This is a genomic window from Rhodococcus sp. UNC363MFTsu5.1 (genome assembly GCF_000686785.1).
Lineage (GTDB): Bacteria > Actinomycetota > Actinomycetes > Mycobacteriales > Mycobacteriaceae > Rhodococcus_G > Rhodococcus_G maanshanensis.
In genome coordinates, this window is record NZ_KK366016.1 from 157670 (window position 1) to 181681 (window position 24012).

General features: G+C 70.4%; 25 protein-coding genes. 7 read left to right on the top strand and 18 right to left on the bottom strand.

Going from position 1 to position 24012, the window contains the following annotated elements; genetic code table 11:
- The first annotated feature begins 48 nt into the window (after nucleotides 1-48).
- Nucleotides 49-777 (top strand): MBL fold metallo-hydrolase, encoded by a 729-nt coding sequence (locus tag BR31_RS0126895; protein WP_027503655.1) that lies wholly within the window; start codon nucleotides 49-51, stop codon nucleotides 775-777.
- Nucleotides 778-807: 30 nt separating this feature from the next.
- On the opposite strand, the gene BR31_RS0126900 is transcribed toward BR31_RS0126895, so the two are convergent.
- The 10 genes from BR31_RS0126900 to BR31_RS0126945 form a co-directional block, all read right to left on the bottom strand.
- Nucleotides 808-1464: a GNAT family N-acetyltransferase gene (locus BR31_RS0126900; RefSeq protein WP_027503656.1), complete on the bottom strand. Its 657-nt coding sequence runs from the start codon at nucleotides 1462-1464 to the stop codon at nucleotides 808-810.
- A 69-nt stretch (nucleotides 1465-1533) separates the two neighbouring features.
- Complete coding sequence (locus BR31_RS0126905; RefSeq protein WP_051637773.1) at nucleotides 1534-2574, bottom strand: adenylate/guanylate cyclase domain-containing protein; 1041 nt, start codon at nucleotides 2572-2574, stop codon at nucleotides 1534-1536.
- Complete coding sequence (gene ilvD, locus BR31_RS0126910) at nucleotides 2567-4282, bottom strand: dihydroxy-acid dehydratase (RefSeq protein WP_027503658.1); 1716 nt, start codon at nucleotides 4280-4282, stop codon at nucleotides 2567-2569. The genes BR31_RS0126905 and ilvD overlap by 8 nt, the downstream gene beginning before the upstream one ends.
- Entirely contained in the window at nucleotides 4263-4868 is a 606-nt protein-coding gene (locus BR31_RS30375; protein ID WP_051637774.1) for a TIGR03086 family metal-binding protein, read from the bottom strand. Before BR31_RS30375 ends, ilvD begins: the two co-directional genes overlap by 20 nt.
- A gap of 18 nt (nucleotides 4869-4886) precedes the next feature.
- Nucleotides 4887-5666, bottom strand: a complete 780-nt coding sequence (locus BR31_RS0126920) for a VOC family protein (RefSeq protein ID WP_027503659.1) — start codon at nucleotides 5664-5666, stop codon at nucleotides 4887-4889.
- A gap of 85 nt (nucleotides 5667-5751) precedes the next feature.
- Nucleotides 5752-6159 carry a hypothetical protein gene (locus BR31_RS0126925; protein WP_156042642.1) on the bottom strand — a complete coding sequence of 136 codons (408 nt, stop codon included), beginning with the start codon at nucleotides 6157-6159 and terminating at the stop codon, nucleotides 5752-5754.
- Between the two features lie 110 nt (nucleotides 6160-6269).
- A complete protein-coding gene (locus BR31_RS0126930) occupies nucleotides 6270-7727 on the bottom strand; it encodes an MFS transporter (RefSeq protein WP_037178534.1) in 1458 nt (485 codons plus the stop codon).
- Nucleotides 7728-7745: 18 nt separating this feature from the next.
- Nucleotides 7746-8420 carry a hypothetical protein gene (locus BR31_RS0126935; RefSeq protein WP_037178536.1) on the bottom strand — a complete coding sequence of 225 codons (675 nt, stop codon included), beginning with the start codon at nucleotides 8418-8420 and terminating at the stop codon, nucleotides 7746-7748.
- An 83-nt stretch (nucleotides 8421-8503) separates the two neighbouring features.
- Nucleotides 8504-9355 carry a 3-hydroxybutyryl-CoA dehydrogenase gene (locus tag BR31_RS0126940; protein WP_027503663.1) on the bottom strand — a complete coding sequence of 284 codons (852 nt, stop codon included), beginning with the start codon at nucleotides 9353-9355 and terminating at the stop codon, nucleotides 8504-8506.
- 48 nt (nucleotides 9356-9403) lie between these two features.
- The gene (locus BR31_RS0126945) at nucleotides 9404-11023 is read right to left on the bottom strand and encodes an AMP-binding protein (protein WP_027503664.1); all 1620 of its coding nucleotides are present in this window, start codon (nucleotides 11021-11023) and stop codon (nucleotides 9404-9406) included.
- A 95-nt stretch (nucleotides 11024-11118) separates the two neighbouring features.
- On the opposite strand from BR31_RS0126945, the gene BR31_RS0126950 reads away from it, so the two are divergent.
- From BR31_RS0126950 to kstD, 3 genes are all read left to right on the top strand, one after another.
- Nucleotides 11119-11970, top strand: coding sequence for a helix-turn-helix transcriptional regulator (locus BR31_RS0126950; RefSeq protein WP_027503665.1), 852 nt, complete (start codon nucleotides 11119-11121; stop codon nucleotides 11968-11970).
- Between the two features lie 179 nt (nucleotides 11971-12149).
- A complete protein-coding gene (locus tag BR31_RS0126955) occupies nucleotides 12150-12770 on the top strand; it encodes a TetR/AcrR family transcriptional regulator (RefSeq protein ID WP_027503666.1) in 621 nt (206 codons plus the stop codon).
- Between the two features lie 46 nt (nucleotides 12771-12816).
- Complete coding sequence (kstD, locus tag BR31_RS0126960; RefSeq protein WP_027503667.1) at nucleotides 12817-14532, top strand: 3-oxosteroid 1-dehydrogenase; 1716 nt, start codon at nucleotides 12817-12819, stop codon at nucleotides 14530-14532.
- Here kstD and BR31_RS0126965 read toward each other — a convergent pair.
- Together BR31_RS0126965 and BR31_RS0126970 are read right to left on the bottom strand one after the other, a co-directional pair.
- Nucleotides 14529-15209 (bottom strand): sterol desaturase family protein, encoded by a 681-nt coding sequence (locus tag BR31_RS0126965; RefSeq protein WP_027503668.1) that lies wholly within the window; start codon nucleotides 15207-15209, stop codon nucleotides 14529-14531. The genes kstD and BR31_RS0126965 overlap by 4 nt on opposite strands.
- Entirely contained in the window at nucleotides 15206-15928 is a 723-nt protein-coding gene (locus BR31_RS0126970) for a FadR/GntR family transcriptional regulator (protein ID WP_027503669.1), read from the bottom strand. The genes BR31_RS0126965 and BR31_RS0126970 overlap by 4 nt, the downstream gene beginning before the upstream one ends.
- 139 nt (nucleotides 15929-16067) lie before the next feature.
- On the opposite strand from BR31_RS0126970, the gene BR31_RS0126975 reads away from it, so the two are divergent.
- Nucleotides 16068-16829: an SDR family NAD(P)-dependent oxidoreductase gene (locus BR31_RS0126975; RefSeq protein ID WP_027503670.1), complete on the top strand. Its 762-nt coding sequence runs from the start codon at nucleotides 16068-16070 to the stop codon at nucleotides 16827-16829.
- Between the two features lie 34 nt (nucleotides 16830-16863).
- On the opposite strand, the gene BR31_RS30380 is transcribed toward BR31_RS0126975, so the two are convergent.
- The 6 genes from BR31_RS30380 to BR31_RS0127005 all read right to left on the bottom strand — a co-directional run bounded on the left by BR31_RS30380 (nucleotide 16864) and on the right by BR31_RS0127005 (nucleotide 22531).
- Complete coding sequence (locus tag BR31_RS30380; protein ID WP_156042643.1) at nucleotides 16864-17931, bottom strand: hypothetical protein; 1068 nt, start codon at nucleotides 17929-17931, stop codon at nucleotides 16864-16866.
- Nucleotides 17928-19109 (bottom strand): sensor histidine kinase, encoded by a 1182-nt coding sequence (locus tag BR31_RS0126985; protein WP_051637776.1) that lies wholly within the window; start codon nucleotides 19107-19109, stop codon nucleotides 17928-17930. The genes BR31_RS30380 and BR31_RS0126985 overlap by 4 nt, the downstream gene beginning before the upstream one ends.
- 25 nt (nucleotides 19110-19134) lie before the next feature.
- Nucleotides 19135-19434, bottom strand: coding sequence for a LuxR C-terminal-related transcriptional regulator (locus tag BR31_RS0126990; RefSeq protein WP_081830702.1), 300 nt, complete (start codon nucleotides 19432-19434; stop codon nucleotides 19135-19137).
- Nucleotides 19435-19569: 135 nt separating this feature from the next.
- Entirely contained in the window at nucleotides 19570-20610 is a 1041-nt protein-coding gene (locus BR31_RS0126995; RefSeq protein ID WP_027503673.1) for a hypothetical protein, read from the bottom strand.
- On the bottom strand, nucleotides 20607-21794 hold the full coding sequence (locus BR31_RS0127000; protein ID WP_027503674.1) for an ATP-binding protein: 1188 nt from the start codon (nucleotides 21792-21794) through the stop codon (nucleotides 20607-20609). The genes BR31_RS0126995 and BR31_RS0127000 overlap by 4 nt, the downstream gene beginning before the upstream one ends.
- Nucleotides 21791-22531, bottom strand: a complete 741-nt coding sequence (locus BR31_RS0127005; protein ID WP_081830704.1) for a response regulator transcription factor — start codon at nucleotides 22529-22531, stop codon at nucleotides 21791-21793. Before BR31_RS0127005 ends, BR31_RS0127000 begins: the two co-directional genes overlap by 4 nt.
- Nucleotides 22532-23010: 479 nt before the next feature.
- Here BR31_RS0127005 and BR31_RS0127010 point away from each other — a divergent pair, with 479 nt between their 5' ends.
- Nucleotides 23011-23541 (top strand): alternate-type signal peptide domain-containing protein, encoded by a 531-nt coding sequence (locus BR31_RS0127010; protein WP_027503676.1) that lies wholly within the window; start codon nucleotides 23011-23013, stop codon nucleotides 23539-23541.
- Nucleotides 23542-23804: 263 nt separating this feature from the next.
- On the top strand, nucleotides 23805-24012 hold a 208-nt coding region (locus BR31_RS30385; RefSeq protein ID WP_027503677.1), incomplete at its 3' end, for a SipW-dependent-type signal peptide-containing protein.

Consider the following 24012-nt stretch of genomic DNA (forward strand, 5'->3'; position numbering starts at 1 on the left):
CCGACGCGCAGGCTGAATCGGGGGGCCGTGACGCGAGCGGAGCCGGACATGGACACAGAGACGACCGAGATCGCACCGGATGTCTACCGATTCTCGACCTACGTCAGCGACGCCAACCTGGTCATGAACCAGTACCTGATCGACGGTGACGAACCCCTGCTGTTCCACATGGGCCAGCGCGCGCTGTTCTCGTTCACCTCCGCGGCGGTCGGCCGGGTGCTCCCACTCGAGCGGCTGCGGTGGATCACGTTCGGCCACGTCGAGGCCGACGAGTGCGGGTCGATGAACTCGTGGCTGGCGGCCGCGCCCAACGCGGAGGTCGCGCACGGCGCGCTGAGTTGTTTTGTCCAGGTCGACGATCTGGCGGACCGGCGGCCCCGACCGCTGCAGGACGGCGAGGTGATCGAGGTGGGCGCTCGGCGCGTGCGTCACATCGACACCCCGCACGTGCCGCACGGCTGGGACGCCTGCCTGGTGTACGAGGAGACGACGTCGACGCTGCTGTGCGGCGACCTGTTCACCGCGTTCGGCAGGCACCCCGCCGTCACCGACAGCGAGATCGTCGGTCCCGCGCTGGCGGGGGAGGAGTTGGGGCACGCGACGGCGCTGACCCCCGCCCTCGGCCCGACCATCCGGGGCCTGGCCGACCTCGCGCCCCGGACCCTCGGGCTCATGCACGGGCCCGCGTACACCGGGGATTGCGCAGGCGCGCTGCGGGAGCTGGCGGCGGCCTACGAGGAGCTGCTGGAGGCGGAGGGGGAGCGACTGCGCGGGTAGGGCGAACGCGGCAGTCCCCCGCTCGCCCGGTCAGGCGCTGAGTGCCTGGTCGACGGCCCGGTATCCGATGGGTTCGCCTCCGAGCGCGTCGAGCCGCGCGTGCAGCCCGGACCGCACGGCCGGCCATTCCGCGCGGAGCACCGAGTAGATCGCGGTGTCGCGCCACGCGCCGTCCGCTCTCCGCTTGTCCCGCCTGAGCACGCCCTCGAGCACGGCGCCGAGCCGCTCGATGGCCGAGCGCGAGCGGACGTTCGCGGCGTCCGCCTGGATCTTGACGCGGCCGAAGCCGCTCTCGAAGGCGAGCCCGAACAGCAGGAGCTTCGCCTCGGGATTGACCGCGCTGCCCCAGACCCGGGGGTCGTAGGCGGTCCAGCCGATGTGCGCGGATTCGGTGGCCTCGTCGAAGTCGCCGAGGGACGTGGTGCCGACGAGGGCGCCGTCGTGCGCGCCACCGCGGACCCGGACCCCGTAGACGTTGCAGCGGTCGAACTGCAGGTACTCCCTCGCCCAGGCCAGGAAGTCGTCCCGGTCGGGCCGGTAGCCCGCGCTGCCGCCGCCGAAACCGCCCGCGAACACCCGGGGGTCCGCGATCGCCGTACAGAGCTCGGGAAGGTCTGCGGGAGAAAGGGGTTCGAGACAGATGTACCGGCCGCGCAGGGGTGCGGCCGGGGGACGTACTGCTGGCATGGGCCGCAGTGTGCAGGTCCGAGGTGACGGGCCGGTGAATGCAGATTTGACGCTCGGCGACGGTCCGGCTCAGGCGTCGTGTGCCCGCCGCAGCGCGTACGCCTTGAGACGGCTGAACCCACGCACACGCAGCGACCGCAGCGACCTGAGCTCGAGATCGTCCTCGCCCTCCAGCGCCGCGGCGAGCGTGGCGTCGACCAGCACGGCCCCGGGCCGGGCCGAACTGGTCAGGCGCGCAGCGATGTTCACCACGGACCCGTACACATCACCGAACCGCAGCAGGACTGGGCCCATGGCCAGGCCGACCCGGAGGGCGGGCAGGTCAACGGTGGCGAGGGCGGCATCCTGCAGCGCGAGCGCGATCCGCGCGGCGTCGGCGGGGTCCTCGACCGCGAACATCACCTCGTCACCGAGGTTCTTGATCACCCAACCGCGCCCCTGGTTGATCACCGTCATCGCGGTCGACTCGAAGTCCTCGAGCAGGCGGGTCAGTTCATCGATGTCGATGCGCCGGGTCAGGCTGGTGTAGCCGACCATGTCCGCGAATCCGATCACCAGGGTGCGGCTGTCGGTGCCGTCGCCCGCGCTGTCGAGGAACCGTGCGGCGTTGGAGGCGAGGTGCCTGCGCCACACGTACGACTGCAGCTTCTCCAGCGCAGGCAGCATCTGTTCGGCGACCAGGGTCGCCTGTGCCGCGACGGCGAGGACGTCGGCCTGATCGGATCCGCCCGCCTGCTTCACCCGGTCGAGGATGTGGCTGTTGAGCAGCCCGAGCTGCCACTCCGCCAGCCGCGCGAAGGACTGACCAAGCGCGCGGGTGACCGGCACCTCGAGCTCGGCGTCGATGATTCCCATGTCGACCAGCGAGGTGATGGTGCGCAGGGCGTCGACGTCCACATCGGTGAACATCGGCGTGTCCGGGTTCGAGTCCACCGCGAAACCCATCGCCACCCACAGCCGTTGTGCGCGTTCGAGGGGCACGCCTGCCGCCGCGGTCGCCTGCGCGCGCGTGTACTTGACGTCGCCGCCGAGCAGGTTCCGCTCCACCTCGGCCTGGATCAGTGCGAATTCGGGCGGGGTGGGGCGGCCGTTCGCGGTGTCCTCAGCCACACACGGCTCCGCGCGACGCCGAGCCGACCAGCTTCGAGTACTTGGCCAGCACGCCCCTGGTGTAGCGAGGCGGCAGCGCCGACCAGCCCTCCGCCCGCCGCGTCAGCTCGGCCTCCTCGACCATCACGTCCAGCCTGCCCGACGCCACGTCGAGCCGGATCTGGTCGCCGTCGCGCACGAACGCGATCGGGCCACCGTCGACGGCCTCGGGCGCCACGTGCCCGACGCACAGCCCGGTGGTGCCGCCGGAGAAGCGGCCGTCGGTGAGCAGCAGGACGTCCTTGCCGAGGCCCGCGCCCTTGATGGCCGCGGTGATCGCGAGCATCTCCCGCATGCCGGGCCCGCCCTTGGGTCCCTCGTACCTGATCACGACGGCGTCGCCCGAGGTGATGGTGCCATCCTCGAGCGCATCGAGTGCGGCCCGTTCACGATCGAAAACCCTTGCCGTGCCGGTGAACACGTCGGACTCGAAGCCGGCCGACTTGACCACCGCGCCACCGGGCGCCAGCGACCCGCGCAGGATCGTGATGCCGCCGGTCGGGTGGATCGGTGCGCTCATCGCCCGAACCACCTTGCCGTCGGGGTCGGGCGGGGCGATCTCGGCGAGGTTCTCCGCCACCGTGCGCCCGGTGACGGTCAGGCAGTCGCCGTTCAGCAGACCCGCGTCGAGCAGGGCCTTCATCATCACCGGCACGCCGCCGATGCGATCGATGTCCGTCATCACGTGCTTGCCAAAGGGTTTCACGTCGGCCAGGTGCGGGACGCGGGCGCCGACGCGGGCGAAATCGTCCAGGCTCAGGTCGACGCTCGCCTCGTGTGCGATCGCGAGCAGGTGCAGGACCGCGTTGGTGGACCCGCCGAAGGCCATCACCACCGCGATAGCGTTCTCCAGCGACTCCTTCGTGATGATGTCCGAGGTGGTGATCCCGCGTCGGAGCAGTTCGACCACGGCCTCGCCGCTGCGCCGGGCGTAGCCGTCTCGCCGCCGGTCGGTGGCGGGCGGTGCCGCGCTGCCGGGCAGCGACATGCCCATCGCCTCGGCCGCGCTGGCCATCGTGTTGGCCGTGTACATCCCGCCGCAGGCGCCTTCGCCGGGACAGATGGCCCGCTCGATGGCGTCCACGTCCTCGCGGCTCATCAGCCCGCGCGAGCACGCGCCGACCGCCTCGAACGCGTCGATGATCGTCACCTCGCGCTCGCTGCCGTCGGACAGCTTCGCGATGCCGGGCAGGATCGTGCCTGCGTAGAGGAAGACGCTGGCCAGGTCGAGCCGCGCGGCGGCCATCAGCATCCCGGGCAGCGACTTGTCGCAGCCCGCGAGCAGGACCGAGCCGTCGAGCCGCTCGGCCTGCATCACCGTCTCGACGCTGTCGGCGATGACCTCGCGGGAGACCAGCGAGAAGTGCATGCCCTCGTGGCCCATCGAGATGCCGTCCGAGACCGAGATGGTGCCGAACTCGAGGGGATAGCCGCCGCCCGCGAACACGCCGTCCTTGCATGCCTTGGCTAGCCGGTCGAGCGAGAGGTTGCATGGAGTGATCTCGTTCCACGAGGACGCCACCCCGATCTGCGACTTGCCCCAGTCGGCGTCGCCCATGCCGACCGCCCGCAGCATGCCGCGCGCGGCCGTCTTCTCGAGGCCGTCGGTGACGTCGCGGCTGCGGGGCTTGATGTCGGGGGCGTTCGGGTCAGTGGGCACGCTCATCATCATCCTCCGGTCGGTCCGGTGTTGGCACGGAACGGGCATCGCGTCCCGTCAGGGCCAGCAGGCGCACCTGCAGCGGCGCGTCGTCCGGCACCGCGACGTGAGGTGCGAACAGCCCACTGGCACTCAGCATCTCGCGCTGTGCCTCGGCCTCTTCCCAGACCGCGGCGACCAGCTCGGGGTCGATGCCCTCGTCGAGGCCTGCCGCCCTGGCCAGGTCCCAGCTGTGCACGGTCACGTCGAACACCTGCTCGCGCAGGTACCGCTCGAGGGGCACGGTGCCGTACGAGAGGTGCACCTCGGTGGCGGGCGGAGCCACGGCCCACGCCGCGGTCGCCAGCCCCGAGTAACGCCGCCACTCCGCGACGAGGTCGTCGCCGAGCGGGTGCACGTGCGCCTGCGCCTTCGCGACGGTGAGCCCACCGACCAGCGGCGGCACCCACTGCTGCTCGGTGATCACGTGCCGCACCAATTGCTCGGTGTCCCAGTCGGTGTCGGGGGTCGGGGCGGACCAGTCGGTGACCGCCTCGATGCGGGTCCCGAACTCGACGTGGGAGCGGCGTTGCAGTTCCAGCCATCCCAGCGCCATGTCAGGCTCCTCGGGTTCTCACTGTCCGGCCGGTGGCTGGATCACGCTGAAGACCGCCCCCTGTGGGTCCGAGACCACGGCCATCCGGCCGACCTCGGGCACGTCGAACGGCTCGGCCAGGACCTTGCCGCCGGACGCCCTGATCGCCGCGACGGTGTCGTCGGCGTTCTCGGTGGCGAAGTACACGTGCCAGTGGGCGGGGATGCCCGGCACCCGGGGCCGGGCGCAGCCGCCGACCTGATCCTCACCGACCTGGAGCACCGTGTACTGGCCGCCCGCCATGTCCGTGGTCGTCCCGGTGAGGCCGAGCACGGCCTCGTAGAACGGGAGCGCCTCGTCGGGTGCGGCGGTGATCAGCTCGTTCCAGATCAGCGTGCCCGCCTCGTTGACCAGTCCCGCGCCGATGTGGGTGCCTGCCTGCCACAGGCCGACCGCGGCGCCGACCGGGTCGACGACGAACGCCATCCGGCCCGACGGGTCGATGTCGAAGGGGCCGGCCAACACCCGGCCGCCCGCGGAGGTCACCCGTGCGGTGGCCGCGTCGACATCGTCGACCGCAAGGTAGGTGTTCCACACCGGCGGCAGGTCCTCGGGCACATCGGGCGGCATCGCGGAGGCCGCGGCGACGTACTCGCCGCGCAGCTTCGCCATCGAGTAGATGCCGCCCTCGGCTGTCGGCATGTCCTCGAACTCCCAGCCGAAGAGCCCGGCGTAGAACACCTTCGCGGCCTCGGGGTCGGTGGTGGACAGGTCGACCCAGCTCGGGGTTCCCTGCTTGTAGCTCGAACGGGTGGGCATTGCTGCTCCTCTCGGTCGGTGCGGGGTGCGACGCCCCACGGACCACGGTTCCAGCACCCGCGACGTTTGGGAAGACCGAACGGTGTCAGAGTGCCCGGCACGACTCCTGCAGCTGGGCCACCAGTGCCTGGTTCGCGTCGACCGCGCCGCCGCCGACGAGGGCGATCGTCAGCTGTACGACCGATGCCACCACCGGGTCGCCGTCGGTCGTGTACCGCTCGAGCTGGTCGGTGACCACCGGGGCGAGCGCGGACCGCACGTCGGCGTTCATGCCCTCCCATCCGGCGTACAGCTCGCAGGCCGCGGCTGCGGCCGCCATGCCGTTCTCGGCGCTCAACACATCGCGGGCGGCGACGGAGTGGTCGACGGCTTGTTGTGCGCGCGCCGACAGCTGTGACGCGGCGTCCGTCACGTCGGCTGTGCTGCATGCGGACAACGCGACCAGGCAGGTGGCGGTCACGGCGAGGGTCGGGATTCGGCGGTGACGAGGCATCGGGTGTGGACTCTTTTCTGGTCGGACCGGACTGGGGTGCGATCGTGCTCGCGATCACGGCGTCGCGAATCCTCCACGATCGGCGGCCGCCCGGATGAACCGGGCGTGCGTCACGGCCTCCGGGCCGGCTGCACCGCGGGAGCCGAGATGTCGCAGTGCGGGCGGCATGCCACGGATTCCTCGTCGATCACGACGGGGACCCCCGCTGGGATCATCGCCGCGGCCAGCGCCGCGCCGAGCACCAGCAGGCCCGCGCAGATCAGCATCGCGACGTCGAATCCGTGCGAGAAGGTCTCCGGATCGGCGAAGCCCGTGCCCGCGATCCCGGCCAGCCCCGGCAGCGCCGCGACCGCGAGCAGCTGGCTGCTGCGCGCGACCGCGTTGTTCACCCCCGACGCGATCCCGGCCCTGTCGGTCGACACCGAGGTGAGCACCGCGGCGGTCAGCGGCGCCACCAGCGCCGACAGTCCGAGCCCGAACACCAGGACGCCGGGCAGCACGTCGGTCAGGTACGCGGCGCCTGGGCCGATCCGCAGCATCAGCAGCAGGCCCGTCGCGGCGAGCAGCGGCCCGACCGTCATCAACAGGCGCGGCCCGTGATGCTGGGCGAAGCGGCCCGCCCGCGAGGAGAGCACCAGCATCAGGCCGGTGATGGGCAGGGTGGCGAGGCCGGAGGCCAACGGCGAGTAGCCGGCCGCGAGCTGGAGCTCCAGCACGAGCAGGAAGAACACCCCGCCGAGGGCGGCGTACACCGCCAGGGTCACCAGGTTCGCGGCGACGAACACCCGCGAGCGGAACAGCGCGGGCGGGACCAGCGGATTGTCGGAGCGCCGCTCGACGACGACGAACGCCGCGAACAGCAGCAGCCCGAGGACGACGGCGGCCCACTGCCCGCCGATCAGGCCGTAGGTCAGCGCGCCGAGGGCGAGGGCGGCGAGCGCGGCGCCCAGCACGTCGAGCCGGCCGTGGGCGTGCGGGTCGCGGCTCTCCGGCACGTGCCGCGCGGCCACCCACACCACCGCGGCCGCGAGCGGGAGGTTGATCAGGAACACCACCCGCCAGCTCGACACCTCCACGATCCAGCCGCCGAGCAGCGGACCGACCGCGCCAGCGACACCGCCGAGGCCGGACCACAGCCCGATCGCCGCGCCGCGGTCGTCGGGGTCGATGGCGGCGGACAGCAGCGCGAGGCTGCCCGGGGTCAGCAGGGCGGCCCCGACTCCCTGCAGGATCCGGGCCAGCACCAACAGTTCGATGCTCGGAGCCAGCCCGCACAGCAGCGAGGAGGCGGCGAACCAGACGGTGCCCCAGATGAACATCTTGCGTCTGCCGAGGCGGTCGCCGAGCGCGCCCGCCAACAGGATCAGGGAGGCCAGGGTGAGGGTGTACCCGCTCAGCACCCACTGCAGGCCGGCGACGTCGGTGTCGAGGTCCTCGCCGATCCGCGGCAACGCGATGTTGACGACGGTCGCGTCGAGCATGGCCAGCGCGGAGCCGAGGACCGTCGCGAGCACCACCCAGCGGCCCTTGGTCGAGCGCAGGCGGACCGTCGCACCCAGCGCGTCCATGCGCCGAACGCTACCCCGCTAGATCGTGATCCACGTGGCGTGTGCGCGGCCGAGTTCGCGGCCGTCCGACCCGTACGCGGTGGTCGCCGTCCACACCTTGCGACGTTCGGTGCCGAGGAGCTCGCCGAGGACGACGCAGTCCTCGTCGGGTTCGGGCAGCGCCGAGACCAGTCCGGTGATCGAGCCGAGCACCATCGGCATCTTGTCGTGCGCGGTCCACGCGCCGGGGCAGTCGAGTGCGGCCCACACGAACTCCGCCTGCCCGGCGACGTCGGGTTCGACGTGCCAGACGCACGCGGAGCGCCCGTCGTCGAGGGGCCCCGAGAACAGCCGCAGGCCGTCGCCACGATCGCGGGCGCTGCCGCACACGAAGCAGCGCGGGAACGGGTGAGCGAGGTGGCCGGGGAACCGCTCGGCCGCTGCTCGCGCGGCGGACAGGTCGACCGCGAGCACCCGCGGCAACTCCTCCTCGGCGGCGGCGAGCCTGGCCTCCACGATGGCGCCGTCGGCGTCCTGCGCGACGGACCGACCGTCCGCGGTGGCCACCTCCATCGGGGTGTCGAGCGGCGGCGGGCGGCGCAGTGAGACGGTGACCGGTCCCGGGTCGAGGGTGGCGGCGAGCAGGCCGGCGACGTAGCCGCCGTTGCCGGAGTTGTCCGGGCCGTTGAATCGGCCGGGTATCAGCAGAGCCATCGTTGCCTCCCTCGGGCGGCTGCGCCGCCTGTGAGTCCTTCTGGTCCCCATGCGGGCCAGAAGGACTCACAGGCGCGAAGCGCCTACTTGCTGTAGTCGTAGAAGCCGCGGCCCGACTTCTTGCCGAGACGACCGGCCTCGACCATCCGGCGCAGCAGCGCGGGCGGGGCGTAGTGCGGCTCGGCGAACTCGGCGTACAGCGACTCCGCCGCGGCCAGCGTGACGTCGAGGCCGACGGTGTCGAGCAGCGTGAGCGGGCCCATCGGGTAGCCGCAGCCGCCCTTCATCGCAGCGTCGATGTCCTCGGCGGTGGCGTAGCCGGACTCGAGCATCCGGATTGCCGACGTGAGGTACGGGATGAGCAGCGCGTTGACGATGAAGCCCGAGCGGTCCCCGGCCTGCACGGTGGTCTTGCGCAGGGTGTCCTTGGCGTAGTCGGTGACGGCCTTGGCGGCCTCGGGGGAGGTCACCAGCGTGGAGATGATCTCCACCAGCGGCATCACCGGCACCGGGTTGAAGAAGTGCACGCCGACGACCTGCTCGGGGCGCTGGGTGGCACCCGCGACCTTGATGACCGGGATCGAGGAGGTGTTGGTCGCCAGGATGCCGGACGGCTTGACGATCTTGTCGAGCTTGCCGAAGATCTCGTACTTCAGCGACTCGATCTCGGGGGCTGCCTCGATGACCAGGTCGCGGTCCGCGAACTCCTCGATGTCGAGGGTCACGCGCACCCGCGCGATCGCGGCGTCCGCCTCCTCCTGGGTGATCTTGCCCTTGGCGACGCCACGGCCGATCGACGTCGCGATCCTGGCCTGGGCGGCGTCCGCGAATTCCTGCTTGGTCTCCAGGACGAGAACCGAGCTCCCGGCCTTGGCGCACACCTCTGCGATGCCGGCACCCATGGTGCCGCCACCGATCACTCCGACTAGCTCCACTGTCATCTCCAAACGCGTGTCGGTCGTCTTGTCTCGAGGGTCATTCTGCTACCCGCGGGTAGCGGCCTCGGCGCCGGACCGCAGCTGGTACTTGAGGATCTTCCCGGTCGGGGTGCGCGGCAGGTCCGCGGCGAAGGCGATGTCCCTTGGCACCTTGTAGCCGGCCAGCAGGCCGCGGGTGTGCGCGACGAGCTGGTCCACCGTCGCCTCGGCGCCGGGCCTGAGCAGCACGAATGCCTTGGGGCGCTCACCCCACTTCTCGTCGGGCACCCCCACCACCGCGACGTCGGCGACCGCAGGGTGCGAGACGATGGCCTGCTCCACCTCGACGGTGGAGATGTTCTCGCCGCCGGAGATGATGATGTCCTTGGCCCGGTCCTTGAGCTGGATGTAGCCGTCCGGGTGCATGACGCCGAGGTCGCCGGTGTGGAACCAGCCGCCCGCGAAGGCCTCCGCGGTGGCCTCGGGGTCCCGGTAGTAGCCGAGCATCACGTTGTTGCCGCGCAGCACGATCTCGCCCATCGTCTCGCCGTCGGCAGGCACGTCGCGCATCTGCGGATCGACGATGCGTGCCGTCTCGGCCTGCAGCATGCCGACGCCCTGCCGCGAGATCAGCACCGCGCGTTCCTCGGGCGAGCACTTGTCCCAGGACTCCTGGTATTCGCAGATCGTGTACGGCCCGTACACCTCGGTGAGGCCGTAGACGTGGACGACGGTCGCGCCGAGCGTCTCGAGCTGCCCGATCACCGTCGGGGACGGGGGAGCCCCCGCGGTGGTGATCCGCAGCGGGGTCGCGAGGGGGTGCGCCTGCGGCGCGTCGGCGATGGTCGAGCACACGGTCGGTGCACCGCACAGGTTGGTGATGCCGAGCGTGTCGATGGCATCCCAGATGGCGTCGGCCCGCACCGCGCGCAGGCACACGTGGGTGCCGCCTGCCGCGGTGACGGCCCAGGGCGTGCACCAGCCGTTGCAGTGGAACATCGGGAGCGTCCACAGGTACTTGGTGTCACCGGTGAACCCGTTGTGGAAGGTCTCGCCGAAGGAGTTCAAGTACGCCCCGCGGTGGGAGTACATGACGCCCTTGGGTTTTCCCGTGGTTCCCGAGGTGTAGTTGATCGCGATGGTCCGCTGCTCGTCGTCGACGCCCCACACCAGCGGCTCCGCCCGCACGCCGTCTACGGTGCGCAGGAAGTCGTCGTAGAGGGCGGTGGCGACGCCGGTCACCGGGTCGGCGAGGGTGATGGTGGAGTCGGGGATCTCGACGATCTCGTGCACCGACGAGACCCGGTCACGGACGGTGGTGACCGAGCCGAGGAACTCCGAGTCGACGAACAGGATGCGGGTGCCGGAGTGCTCGAGGATGTATTCGAGCTCGGGCCCGGCCAGCCGCGAGTTCAGCGCGATCAGCACACCCCCGGCCAGCGGCACCGCGAAATGCGCCATCAGCAGTTCCGGGGTGTTCGGCGAGAGGTAGGCGACCCGGTCGCCGGGATCGATCCGCCCGCGCAGCGCGTGCGCGAGCTGCTCGACCTCCGCCGCGAACTCCCGGTAGGTGTAGTGCCGGTGGCCGTGGATGATCGCGGTGCGGTCGGGGAAGACCGCCGCCGAGCGTTCCAGGAAGCGCAGCGGGCTGAGCTCGGAGTGGTTGGCGGTCGGGGTGGTGGGCATGCGGCTACCTCGTGTGACGGGGCTTACAGACGGTTGCCGACGACGCTATGGCCCACTCGCGGGCGGCCGCTACCCTACGAAGTGGGTATGTGCTGATGAACGACGTGATGAGACCGAGCGACGAGGACGCGCTGCGCGGTGAGCTGCGGCTCCTGCGCGGTCGCACGCCCTTCCCCGTCCTGTTCGCAGGCGCCGTCGAGAACGGCCGGATGCGACTGTCCGGGTTCGCGGGCACCCGCAGCGCGGTGTTGCGAGGGCTGGTGATCGACGCCCGCTGTGGGCTGGGCGGCCGCGCCATGGCCGAGCAGCGTCCCGAGGCCGCCGCCGACTACTTCAACTCCAGCCACATCACCCACGACTACGACGTCCAGGTCGCCAGGGAGGGCATCGAGTCCCTGCTCGCGGTGCCGGTCGTGGTGCGCGGCGCGACGCGGGCGGCGATCTACGGAGGCCTGCGGTCGAGACAACCGATCGGCGACGTGATGGCGGGCGAGGTGATGCGGTCCGCGAACCGGCTGGCGCGGGAGATCGAGATCCGCGACGAGGTGGACCGCCGCGTCGCGATGCTCGCCAACGCAGGCGCGGGGCCGGGGGCGCCCGGACGCGGTGCGGCGGCATCCGAACGGATCATCGAGAGCTACCTCGCGCTGCGCGACCTCGCGGGAAGGGTCGCCGACGAGTCGCTCGTCACGCAGTTGCGCGCGGTCGAGGAGACGCTGCGGTCGCTGACCGCAGGCGGTGCGGATCCGTCGGTGACGCTGTCCGCGCGCGAGTTCGACGTGCTCTCGTATGTCGCGCTCGGTTGCCGCAACGCGGAGATCGCCGATCGCCTCTCGCTCAGTGTCGAGACGGTGAAGACCTACATGCGCAACCTGATGGCCAAGCTCGAGGTGGGCAGCCGCCACGAGGCCGTGGTCGAGGCCAGGCGCCGGGGGCTGCTGCCCTGACGAGTGCCCTCCGATCCGTGAGGCGCGCTTTTGCGATGAACCGTTCTGCCCCGGGCACGAGAGTATCTCCGTTCTTGACAGAAACTGTCACATTCGTAGATGCTGTCAATTAGCGATGTCATTGCAGATGTCGCTCGGCGAGCTCAGGTGGGTTCCTGTGCGGGAGGAAGGCGTTGTCGATGTCGCTACGTGAGAGGCAGCGCCTCCAGGTCCGTGCGGACCTTCAGCGCGCCGCGTTCGAGCTGTTCGCCAGGGACGGCTTCGATGCCGTGACCACCGAACAGATCGCGGCGGCCGCGGGGGTGTCGCCGAGTACGTACTTCCGCCACGTGCGCAGCAAGGAGGACCTGCTGCTGGAGCCGGTGCACGAAGGTGGTGCCGGCATCGTGGCGCTCGTGGAACAGCGGCCGGAATCCGAGCCTGCCGACGTGGCGCTGGCGCGGGCGATCCTGACCCGCTCGACCACCCTCGGCGCGTCGGAGATCGATCGGTGGCGCGCGGCCTTCCGGACCGCGCCCCACCTGATGGATCGCGTCACGCTGATCGCGCCCGAGCACCGGGCCAGGCTCGTCGAGCTCGTCGCACAGCGAATGGGACGCGATCCCGAGGTCGACAGTCGCCCAGGTCTTCTCGTGCATCTGATGCTCGCCGCCGCGGAATTCGGTTACCGCCAGTGGATTCGCAGTCCACGCAACCGCGGGGCATCGCTCCCGGTCTGCGTCGAGGGGGCGCTCGATGCGGTGCTGCACCCCCGATGGGGCATGGCGGACGGCAATGAGAGCAAGGGAGTCGAAAGCTGATGACTCGCAAGATGATTCCGACGAACAACTACCCGGGGGTGGCGAAATGACACAGTCGACCGAGAACGCATTCGACAGCGAGGACAATGTCGTCGATCTGGTCGTGGTGGGATCGGGTGCGGCGGGGATGGCCGCGGCCATCACCGCGGCGAGGCACGGGCTCACCACGGTGATCGTGGAGAAGTCGCAGTTCTGGGGCGGCTCGTCCGCCCGGTCGGGCGGCGGGGTGTGGATACCGGGCAATTCGGTGTTGCGCAGCCAGGCGCCCGCCGACGATCGCGAGGAGGCGAGCGCGTACCTGACGAGCATCGTCGGGGAGGACGCCGACGCGGATCGCATTGCCGCGTATGTGGATCGCGGGCCCGAGGCCCTTGACTTCCTGATCGACAACTCGGCGCTCGACCTCGAATGGGTGCGGGACTACTCCGACTACTTCCCGGAGGCGCCGGGAGGCCGGGCAACCGGGCGTTCGTGCGAGCCCGCTCCGTTCGATGCGCGCGCCCTGGCGGACGAGGACCTGGCCACGCTGCACCCGCCCTACATGAAGGCGCCTCTCAACGTCGTCGTCCAGCAGTCCGACTATCGGTGGCTCAGCACCGGGCTGCGAAGCTGGCGTGGGCCCGCGCGGATGCTGAAGGTGGGTGCTCGGTCGATGCTGGCCAAGGCGCGCAGGCAGAAGTTGCTCGGGCTCGGCCCGGCCCTGATGTCGCAGTTGATGATCGGCGTGCGCGACGCGGGCGTGCCCGTGCGGCTCGACACGGCGATGACGGACCTGATCACGGACGGAGACCGGGTGGCCGGTGTGGTCGTCGAGCACGGCGGCACCCGATCGCGCCTGCTCGCTCGCCGCGGGGTCGTGCTGGCGTGTGGCGGGTTCGACAACAACGGCGCGATGCGGGAGAAGTATCACCGGGCACCCAGCAGTCCGGAATGGACCCTGGGCGCCCCCACCAACACCGGCGACGGGATTACCGCCGCGCTCGAGTCGGGGGCGGCGATCTCCTACATGGACGACGCCTGGTGGGCCCCGTCCATCCCGCTGCCGAAGGGGCCGTGGTTCGCCCTCGCCGAGCGGTCGCTGCCGCGCAGCCTCATGGTCAACGACCGGGGGCAGCGGTTCATGAACGAGTCCCTTCCGTATGTCGAAGCGACCCACGCGATGTTCGGCGGTCCGTACGGGCAGGGCGACGGTCCGGCCGAGAACCTCCCGGCGTGGCTGATCTTCGACCAGACCTACCGGAATCGGTATCTGTTCGCCGGTGTCCCCGCCCGCAGGCCGCTGCCGCGATCCTGGCTGCGATCGGGCGCGATCGTCACCGCCGGGACCATCGCCGAGTTGGCGCTCGAGATCGGCGTGCCCGAGCAGGCCCTCACGGAGACGATCGAGCGGTTCAACGCCCACGCGCGCACGGGCACCGACCCCGACTTCCACCGCGGGGAGAGCAGATACGACCACTACTACGGCGACATCACCAACAAGCCCAATCCCAGTCTCGGTGAGCTGACCAAGGCGCCGTTCTACGCCGCGAAGATGGTGCCGGGAGACCTGGGCACCAAGGGCGGCGTCAACACCGACAGCGCCGGCCGGGCGCTGCGCGAGGACGGGTCGATCATCGAGGGGCTCTATGCGGCGGGCAATACCAGTTCGCCCGTCATGGGCCACACCTACGCCGGTCCAGGCGCGACCATCGGACCCGCGATCGTGTTCGGCTACCTCGCGGCACTCGACGCGGCCGGTCGCGCGCCAGGGAGCACGGCCTAGCTGTCGGCTCCGGCGCCGGAGTGCAGGTTCTTCGCGGTGGGTGAGGTCGGCACCTGCTTGGCATCCGGGTAGGTGCGCAGGACCCGGTCGGCCGTGCCGGAGGTGGTCACGGTGAACCAGTAGTGCTCGTTCTTGTAGTGGTGCTGGCGGTGGTTGAGCCAGATCGCATGGTAGATACGGGACTTCGGACGGTAGTCGCTGTGGATCAGGTAGTGCGTCCACTCGTAGACGAGTCCGATCGCGCCGATCACGGTGAGGAAGGTCAGGGCGAGGCCCGGTCGCGGGAACGCGAGTGCCGCCAGCACGGCCAGCGTCGGGATCAGCCAGACCAGGGTCTGCCAGGGGATGAAGATCAGTGGCACGTCGCGCGGGTCCGCATGGTGTTCGCGGTGGCTCCTGGCGAGCAGGGAGTCGAGCGTCACGCCCGCGACGGTCTTCGGTCGCCAGTGCAGGATGCAGACGTGGATGGTCCACTCGACGAACGGGAACGCGGCCAGCATGACGACCGGCAGCACGGCGTCGCTCAGTTGCCAGTCGCCGACCACGAGGCGGCCGACCAGGGCGGCCACCAGAATCGCCGAGATCATCCAGGGGGAGGGGTGTCGCCAGAATTCCGTTGCGGCGGTGCGCAGATCGACGGGCTTCCTGCCGCGTGCGGGTCGTGTGGCCGTACTCATCTCGTTCCCTCCAGGCTGTCGATGATGGTGCTGATCGCGGTGGTGCCCAGTTCCAGGAGCTCGACGGCCAGGCGCTCCGCGGCCTCCTCGTCCCGCGCGGCGATGGCGTCGGCGAGGTGGATGTACGCATCCGTTCGGCCGACTTCGGCTTTCATCACCTCGCCGAGGGCGGCCATCGTGGGTTCGTAGGCCTGACGCAGGCTGTTGAAGATCAGGCGGAAGGCGATGGAGTCGGCGCCGTCTACGACGCACTCCCAGAAGGCCAGTGCGTGTCGCTGCATGGCGACGGGGTCGGTGTCCGTGTCGAGTGCGTGCACCGCATCCCGCATCTGTGCGACGAGCCCGGCCCCCGACCGGGCGGCCGCCAACCGGGCGACCTGGGCGCCGATCATGGTGCGGGCCTCGAGGACGCTGCGCACCACGGCCCAGTCGGGCTGCCCGCCTCGGATGAGGAGCCTAGGCAGCAGTTCGGGGCCGCCGTGGCGCCGGAAGTCCTTGACCGAGGTCGAATCTCCCTGCCGCACCTCGACGAGGCCGGAGTGCGCCAGCTTCTGCAGTGCCTCCCGGATTGCGGGTCGCGAGACCCCGAGCGCCTCCGCCAGGTGGCGCTCGCTCGGGAGCGAATCACCCGCGGCGAGCTCGCCGCCGAGGACGCGGGCGGTGATCTGTTCGAACACGGCACCTGACGCGGACTGCCGCACGATCGGCTCGAAGGTCATGTGACCGACGCTAGGCCGCAATTGGTCAGTGGTCAAGTGGTAAGACCAGTTACCAAACGCCGGTGTCCCGGGCCTCGCGGCGGTTCCGTCAATGCCCTAAACTAAGCGCTCGCTTAGAATCACTCAGAAGGAGAACGTGATGGGGATCCTGGACAGGTTCAGGCTGGACAACAAGGTCGTCGCCGTGACCGGGGCCTCGTCGGGATTGGGTGTGGCCTTCGCGGTCGCCTGCGCGGAGGCGGGCGCCGACGTCGTGCTCGCGGCCCGTCGCGTCGACAAGCTCGAGCAGACGGCCGAGCTGGTGCGCAACACCGGCCGAGAGGCGCTGTGTGTGTCGACCGATGTCGCCGATCCGGATCAGGCCCAGCACATGATCGATGCCGCCATGGAGCGCTTCGGTCGGGTGGACGTGCTGGTGAACAACGCCGGGATCGGCACGGCGCACCCCGCGACCCGGGAGACCCCGGAGCAGTTCCGGCAGGTGATCGACATCAACCTCAACGGCGCCTACTGGGCGGCGCAGGCCTGTGGCCGGGTGATGGCGCCGGGTTCGGCCATCATCAACATCTCCAGCGTCCTCGGTCTGACCACCGCGGGGTTGCCGCAGGCCGCATACGCCGCGAGCAAGGCGGGGCTGATCGGACTGACCCGCGACCTGGCCCAGCAGTGGGGCACCAGAAGGGGCATCCGGGTGAACGCGATCGCGCCCGGCTTCTTCAAGTCGGAGATGACCGATTCCTACCAGGACGGCTACCTCGACAGCATGGGGCCGCGGTTGGTCCTCGGCCGGATCGGTGACCCGGAGGAACTCGCGGCCACCCTCGTCTGGCTCGCCTCGGACGCGGCCGCCTATGTCACCGGGCAGACCATCCCGGTCGACGGCGGACTCACGATCACCTGATCGGCCCGCCGCGCGGTGCCGGGGTCGCACCGCATCACCGCTGCGGAACGATGTCGCGCAGGTCGTCGTGGGTCATCTGGGTCCGCACCCGGCCGTCGTGACCGAGTTCGACGCGTCCGACGTGCGCGCCGTCCTCGGACAGGATGGTGGCCGCGGTCGCGCGCCCCTCGGGCAGGACACGGGCGGTCACCGTCCCGCCCGTGGCCTCGTCCAGGACGTCGATCACGGTGGAGTGCAGTTGTGACACCAGGGCTTCCGGTCCGTCACGCAGTCCGCCGTCGTCGAGGAGGATCACCTTGGCGCCGCGCCTCCTGGCCGATTCCACGGCGCGACTGACACCTTCGTCGGACGCGAGCACCGGGGCGCGGAGGGTGTCGCGCAACCGCTCTTCCACGAGTCCGCATTCGACCCGGGACCCGTCGTCGAACTCGTCCCCGGTGGCGGACCGCTCGAGGAGCGGCCGGGCCAGCAGGTCCAACCGGGTGAGCTGGGTATCGCGTTCGCGCAGCACGGCCTGGGTCGTCGCCTCGTCCGCGGCCCGCTCGGACTCCTGCTCGCGCAGCCTGAACACCGCGTACCCGACGGGCCGGACGGTGACGGCGAAGATCACCGACATCAGCACCGGCGCCAGGTTCAGAGACTCCAGCCGGATCCCGGTGGCCCAGCCCTGACCGGTCGCCTCGCTCCAGATCCCGCAGGTGACCACCATCAGGACCGCGCCGACGCACGCGTGAAAAGCCCTGCCGCGCACCGACATGTACGTGAGCACCGCGGTCACCGCGCGCAGTTGCCAGGTGTCGTCGATGGTCCAGCCCGGCACCGGTAGCTGCCACAGCACCAGCGCGCACGCGATCGGGCCGACGGCGGTCAGTGCCAGGGTGTGAGCCCTCGGCATGGGATCGCCAGGGACCGCGATGATCACCACCGCCGCGGCCGTCAGCAGGGCGGCCGCCAACACGATGGGCCAGACGCGGCGCACCCCGTCGAGATCGGTGAGCGCACGCAGGGTGAAGCTCAGGCAGAACAGCGCGACGACCACCCGCGCGGCCGGGCGGTCCATGCCGAGCAACTCGCGCACGTCGCGCGACGGGGGGCCGGTCATGCCGCCGCCCACCGCAGCGTCACCTGGGTGCCGCGCTCGGGGGCCGACCGGATCTCCGAGCTGCAGCCGGCGACCGCGGCCATCCGCGCCCGGATGCTCACGCCGATCCCCAGGCGGTACGGCGGGACGCGGTCCGGGTCGAAGCCGCGCCCGTTGTCGGCGACCATCACCCGCAGACCCGGCGCGTCCACGTCGACGACCACCAACCGGTCGGCGGCGCGGTCCGGACGGTCGGCGTGCCGCAGGCTGTTCCGCAGCGCCTCGGCCGCGGCGGTGGCGATCGCGCGGACCGCCTCCCTCGGGACGATCAGGGATGTGATCCGGACCTCGACGTCGATGGGGATCCCCCCGTCGACGTCGACGAGCGCGGTGCGGATCATCGCGACAGCGGCGTCGATCTCGAGGTCCTCGGTGGCGGCGTCGCTGGTCCGTAGCCGATCGAGTTCGTGCAGCGCTATGCCGGACTGTTCGCTGAGGTGCTCGGTGTTCCCGTGCCGGGAGATGCCGAGCAGAGTCGACATGACCCGGTCGTGGATGAGCGCGTCGAACCGCTTGCGCTCCACGTCCGTTGCCGCGATCGCGGCGGTCGCGGCGGACTGGCGTCGCGCGGTGACGACGGCGCGGTCGAGGGTGCGACCGGTCTCCACCGCGGTGATGGTCGCGAGGACGAACAGGCTGCAGAACATCACGAGATTGAAGGTGTCCAGCAGCAGCGAACCCGTGGGAGCCTCCCGGGAGACGTGACGGAGTTCCTCCGCCAGGCAGGCGCTGACCACGAGGTAGAGCACGCTCGGCGCCGGACGCCAGCCAAGGGCCGCGGCCATGGTCACCAGGCCGGGGAAGGTCGACAGCCACACGTCGCGGGTCGGCGAGAGCGAGCCGTGCAACGCGACCAGCCAGCCGAGCCCGGCGACCAGGTAGGTGCCGGCGGCGAGCGCACCCATTCGGCGGATCCACCGCAGGTCCGGGGCGAAGCTGGCCGGCCACAGGGCGAGCAGCGGGCCGAAGACGATCGTCACCGCGAGCGGCGTCCACCACGGCGCGAGCACCCGGGACTGGGCGACGATCGAGGGGATGAGCAGCACGCCGAAGAACAGGGCGCCCGCGCTGAGGAAGCGGGCGAAACTCCGGATGATCTTGGCCTCGGCACTGTCGATCGAACTGCCGTGCACCGTCATTCGCGTGGTTCCCGCCGTGGCGGCATCACAGTTCGTCGAGCGAGATCAACTCGTCCTGCACGGCGCGGGCGACCAGCGCCGCCTTGGTCGGTGCGGACCGGCCGACCTGGTTGTACTTGGCACGGATGCGGGCGAGATGGGTGTTCACGGTGCCGACGGACAGGTACAGGTCGGCGGCGACGGTGTTCTTGGAGTCGCACTGCAGCCACCGGAGCAGTACCTCGACCTCGCGCGGCGACAGCGCCGGGCGACGCCGGGCGCGCGGTTCCTGTCGCGCCGCAGGCGCGTGCGCATGGTGGTGCTGTTCGTCGACTGCGGCTCTCATGTCACGACCCCCAGGCGTACGCGGCTGGCCGAGGGTCCGACCCCTCGCAGCGGGCCCTCCTTGCGGATCGAGGCTATGGGGTGGGACGTGATCTGCCGAGACGGCAGTTCCCTGCCCGTGAAACGAGGGGCACGGTTAGCTGAGCGAAGCTTCGGCGCCCGCGGGGTGGCCGTCGTGGTCGAACTCGGTGCGTCGAACCCGGTCCGCGCTGCTGGCGAGCACCGTTGCCATCGTGGCGCGGCCGGGCGGCAGGACGCGCACCGTGACCGCCCCGTCGGTGGCCGCGGCGAGCTCGGCCGCCACCGTGCCGAGGAATCGGTCGGGCGCACCGCCCGCGTCGTCGACGGCCCGGTCGTCGAGCAGGACGACCTCGACGCCCCTGCCCCGGGCGGCCCGTGCGGCTGCGGCCACGACGGGTCCGGAAAGGCCGGGGGCGCGCAGGATGTCGCGCAGGTGCGCCTCGAGCAGTCGGCAGGCGATCCGCTCGTCCTCGTCGAGGTCGCCGCCGGTGGCGATCCGGTCGAGCAGGGGCCTGGCCAACTCGTCGAGGCGCCGCAGCTGCCGGTCGCGTTCGTCGAGCACCGCGGAGTCGGCGGCCTCGGCGGCGATGCGCCGGACGGTCTGCTCGCGGAGCGCGAAGATCTCCTTCGCGGACGGTCGGACGGTGTAGGCGACGAAGGTGGCCATCAGCAGTGGCGCCATGTTGATCGCCGACATGCCGAGGCCGTAGCCGGCGCCCTGCCCGGTGCGCATCGCCCACAGCACACAGCTGCCGAGCATCGCTGCCATGCCGAGCCAGCCGAGCGCGATCCGGCCGCGCACGCACATGTAGGCCAGGATCGCGGTTCCCGCACCGAGCGGCCACGTCTGCAGCAATCCGTCGACCGGGACGGGAACCACGGACAAGACCAGGTTGAGCGCGACCGGGCCGGCGACTGCCAGTGCCACCGCCGGACGGAACGGCAACGGGTCTCCCGCGATCCGGACGAGGGCGATCGCGCCCGCGCTGACGACGAGCCAGGCCGCCAGCTCCGCCCACACCACGCCGGGTCCCGGGCTCGAGCTGAGGGAGACCAGAAGGAAGGTCAGCACATAGGCGGCGACGAGTGCCTTCGCCCCGCGCGTGTGCAGCCCGAGCAGCTCGCGGACGTCCCTGGTTTCGCCCGCGTCGGTCACGACGAGCTCCAGGCCAGGTGGACCCGGGTGCCCGCCCCCGGTGCCGTCTCGATCCGAGCGGATCCGCCGTCGAGCTGACGCATCCTCCCGTGGATGCTCACGGACACCCCGAGTCGGTGCGCGGGGACCGTGGTGGGGTCGAAGCCCCGGCCGTCGTCCGAGACCAGGACGGCGACCCCGTTCCGTGCCACCGCGACCTCCACCGAGCGGGTGGCGGTCTCGCCCGCGTGGCGCACGCTGTTGCGTAGCGCCTCGGCCAGGGCCGCGGCCAGCGCGCGGGCCGTCTCGGCGGGGATGGTGAGAGTCTGTGCGTCAATGTGCTTTTCGACCCGCACCGCGACTCCCTCGTCCACGTCGGCCGCGGCGGCCCGGAGGAGGGAGAGGGCCTCCTCGCCGCCGAAGTGCTGCTGCGCGCCCTGGCCGTCGCGCAGGGCGTCGAGCTGGCGGAGCGTCGTGGTCGCGAGGCGGCTGACCGCGGGCGTCGCGCCCTGCCGCGACGCGGCCAGCAGGGTGGACATCACGCCGTCGTGGATGAGCGCGTCGAACCGTTCCCGTTCGACGGTGCGGGCGCGACGCGCGGCCGCGGCGGCCGCCGCGGCATGGGTGGAGTCGGTGGTGGCATCGAGGACCCGGCCGGTGCGCAGTGCCATCACGGCCGCGCCGACGAAGAGCGTGCAGAACATGATGGCGAACGCGATCTCCGGGAGCAGCAGCTCCCTCGGAGCGTCCTGGTGTGCGGCGAAGTTGACGATCTGGACCGTGACGCACCCGATCACCAAGTGCGCGAACATCACCCATGTCGGCCAGGTCGACACGACCGCGAGGCTGGCCAGGCCAGGGAAGGTGGCCAACCACAGGATCTCACCGCTCGGGAGGGGTGGGCCGTTCCAGGCCAGGGGCCAGCTGAACACGGCGAGCAGGAAGGCCGTCGCCGCCACCCCGGAGGCGATTCGCATCGGCCGGGTGTCGCGGCGGAACGACAGCGCGCCGGGCAGCAGCCCCGACCCGTACACGACGACCACGATCACCGGGGTCCACCAGGCGTCCATCCGTGGCGCCATGGATGTCACGGCAGGCAACAGCAGGATCAGGTAGACGGCGTAGCCGGCGCTGATCAGCCGTGCGACCATCCGCGAGATGTGATCGGTGGACTCGCGGCGCCGACTGTTCGCCGGTGTGGTCATGGGCGGCCGGGGTGTAGCAGCGGTGGCGGCAGCCACCCGTCCTCCACCGCCCGCTTGTACAGGTCGGTCTTGGTGCGGGCGGGCCTGCCTGCCTCGGCGTACTTGGCCCGGATCCTGGCCAGGTAGTCGTTGACGGTGTGCGGGGCCAGCCCGGTCAGGCTGGCGACGCGGGCGGCCTTCTCCCCAGAAGCATAGAGCGCGAGCACATCTCGTTGCCGTGGACTGAGGCCGACGTCGTGCAGGCCGGGGTCTCCGTCGATGGCGGCGGCCCATTCGGTGGTCACCACCTGCTCGCCGTTCGCGGCGGCGGTGATCGCGGCGACGACGGTCGCGGTCGGCTCCGATTTGCGCAGCACGCCGAGTACCCCGGCCTTGGCGGCGAGCCGCACCAGGTACGGATTCTCCGCTCCCGTGAACACGAGCGTCTCGAGTCCGGCGGCCCGTAGTTGCTCCACGTTCGTCTTGGGCGACGAGCCGTCGGAGAGTCGAAGGTCGAGGATCACGAGATCCAGATCGGCTCCGAGCGCGAGCAGTTCGGGCACGGTTGGTGCTGACGCCACGATGACCAGGTCCGGCTGATCGGCCAGCATGGCCTCGAGGCCCATCACGACGGATTCGTGGTCCTCGACGATGCCGACGCGTCGCGGGCCCGGTTCGGCCACTGGGAGATGGTCTGCGTTCGACGGATTCTCGGTCAATGCGCTCCTCGCACCGGGGGTTCTCGGCACTGTGCCCATCGCGGTATCGGGCCGGCCGAGGATGACGTTAACAGTCGGTCCCGACGCTTGTGGGGCCGACCGGCATTCACCATTCCATGCGAAGTGAAATTACGTTACGTATTGGATTTGAGAGGCGGTATCCGCCGAATGAGGGACAACAGATTTAGGGGCATGTGTAACGGATACCCACTGGTAGGCGATGCTTCTGTCCCGTTAAGTGGGTAATTGGAATGGCATCTGGACAGCTGTTCAAGATCATTTGGACAGATGACCTGAAAGCGCACAATTCGCGTGCGGCGTTGTGATAAACACATGCAATCGCGAACCGGTCACCGGAGTCTGACAGGCCCCACCGGCGAGCCTCTTCGCGATGTCGAGACCCTCTGAACGAGCACGGATGTCCGAAACCGAGCCCACTCGACTGGGCGCACGTAACCAGATCCGATCACCACTCTCCCCGACCCCCTGTGGGGGTCCGACGAAAGCTGAGCTCTTACATGAACAAGCAGACCAAGGGCGCCATCGCCGCAGGCGCGGCCGCACTCCTCCTCGCCGGTGGCGCGGGCACCATGGCCGCCTGGAACTCCTCGCAGACCGTCGGTGGCGGCGCCGTCAACTCCGGTACCTTGTCGCTCTCGCAGGGCACCCCGGCAGGCTGGACGGACAGCTCCGGCCCCATCGACATCACCACCTTCAAGGCCGTGCCCGGCGATGTCGTCACCTACAACGCGAGCTTCGTCGTCGGAGCCAAGGGCAAGAACCTGGCCGCGACCCTGAAGGCCGACCCCAGCTCGATCACCGGTGATGCCGACCTCAAGACGGCGCTCAACCCCACCGTCACCGCGACCGTCGACGGCACCGCGCTGCCCTCGAACGGCTCGGGTGCCGCCATCACCCAGGCGCAGGACGGCAAGACCGTCGCTGTCCAGGTGAAGTTCACCTTCGATTCGGCCACCGCAGGCACCACCGCTCAGGGACAGGCCGTCAACCTGGCCAACTTCAACGTCACCCTGACGCAGAACGCCTAGTCGGCATCGCCCACCCGGTTTCCGGGTGGACAACCAGGCGCGTCGGTCGCCGACCCTTTCCCGGTCGGCGACCGACCCCCTGCTGGTTGCACCGTGCTGCACAGGTAAGCCCCAGCCGCACACGGGTATTGATCCCGGCGCGCCGGCGACCCGATAGGCCGATCAAGAAAGGCACAGCATTGTCTCGTCATGAGGTTTCGAGTTCACCGTTGGGTATTGGTGCCCGGGCGCGGGCGTTGATGTCGGGGAGTAAGCCGCGGGCGGTGGCGTCGTTGGGGATCGTGCTCGGGCTGGGTGCGATCGGGACGTTGGCGGCGTGGAGTGATACGGCGACGGCGACGTCGGGTGTGTTCTCGACGGGGTCGATCGATCTGCAGCTCAATGGGCAGCAGGGCAATCCGGGTGCGTATGCGTTTGCGACGTTGACGAAGACGGGGATGATGCCGGGTAACAGTGTGGCGGCGACTCTTC

Bases quoted from the DNA above. Each gene is read 5' to 3' on its own strand.
- BR31_RS0126895 (WP_027503655.1), top strand. From the start codon at position 49: ATGGACACAGAGACGACCGAGATCGCACCGGATGTCTACCGATTCTCG.
- BR31_RS0126900 (WP_027503656.1), bottom strand. From the start codon at position 1,464: ATGCCAGCAGTACGTCCCCCGGCCGCACCCCTGCGCGGCCGGTACATC.
- ilvD (WP_027503658.1), bottom strand. From the start codon at position 4,282: ATGATGAGCGTGCCCACTGACCCGAACGCCCCCGACATCAAGCCCCGC.
- BR31_RS30375 (WP_051637774.1), bottom strand. From the start codon at position 4,868: ATGGCGCTGGGATGGCTGGAACTGCAACGCCGCTCCCACGTCGAGTTC.
- BR31_RS0126920 (WP_027503659.1), bottom strand. From the start codon at position 5,666: ATGCCCACCCGTTCGAGCTACAAGCAGGGAACCCCGAGCTGGGTCGAC.
- BR31_RS0126925 (WP_156042642.1), bottom strand. From the start codon at position 6,159: ATGCCTCGTCACCGCCGAATCCCGACCCTCGCCGTGACCGCCACCTGC.
- BR31_RS0126930 (WP_037178534.1), bottom strand. From the start codon at position 7,727: ATGGACGCGCTGGGTGCGACGGTCCGCCTGCGCTCGACCAAGGGCCGC.
- BR31_RS0126935 (WP_037178536.1), bottom strand. From the start codon at position 8,420: ATGGCTCTGCTGATACCCGGCCGATTCAACGGCCCGGACAACTCCGGC.
- BR31_RS0126945 (WP_027503664.1), bottom strand. From the start codon at position 11,023: ATGCCCACCACCCCGACCGCCAACCACTCCGAGCTCAGCCCGCTGCGC.
- BR31_RS0126950 (WP_027503665.1), top strand. From the start codon at position 11,119: ATGAACGACGTGATGAGACCGAGCGACGAGGACGCGCTGCGCGGTGAG.
- BR31_RS0126955 (WP_027503666.1), top strand. From the start codon at position 12,150: ATGTCGCTACGTGAGAGGCAGCGCCTCCAGGTCCGTGCGGACCTTCAG.
- kstD (WP_027503667.1), top strand. From the start codon at position 12,817: ATGACACAGTCGACCGAGAACGCATTCGACAGCGAGGACAATGTCGTC.
- BR31_RS0126965 (WP_027503668.1), bottom strand. From the start codon at position 15,209: ATGAGTACGGCCACACGACCCGCACGCGGCAGGAAGCCCGTCGATCTG.
- BR31_RS0126970 (WP_027503669.1), bottom strand. From the start codon at position 15,928: ATGACCTTCGAGCCGATCGTGCGGCAGTCCGCGTCAGGTGCCGTGTTC.
- BR31_RS0126975 (WP_027503670.1), top strand. From the start codon at position 16,068: ATGGGGATCCTGGACAGGTTCAGGCTGGACAACAAGGTCGTCGCCGTG.
- BR31_RS30380 (WP_156042643.1), bottom strand. From the start codon at position 17,931: ATGACCGGCCCCCCGTCGCGCGACGTGCGCGAGTTGCTCGGCATGGAC.
- BR31_RS0126985 (WP_051637776.1), bottom strand. From the start codon at position 19,109: ATGACGGTGCACGGCAGTTCGATCGACAGTGCCGAGGCCAAGATCATC.
- BR31_RS0126990 (WP_081830702.1), bottom strand. From the start codon at position 19,434: ATGAGAGCCGCAGTCGACGAACAGCACCACCATGCGCACGCGCCTGCG.
- BR31_RS0127000 (WP_027503674.1), bottom strand. From the start codon at position 21,794: ATGACCACACCGGCGAACAGTCGGCGCCGCGAGTCCACCGATCACATC.
- BR31_RS0127005 (WP_081830704.1), bottom strand. From the start codon at position 22,531: ATGGGCACAGTGCCGAGAACCCCCGGTGCGAGGAGCGCATTGACCGAG.
- BR31_RS0127010 (WP_027503676.1), top strand. From the start codon at position 23,011: ATGAACAAGCAGACCAAGGGCGCCATCGCCGCAGGCGCGGCCGCACTC.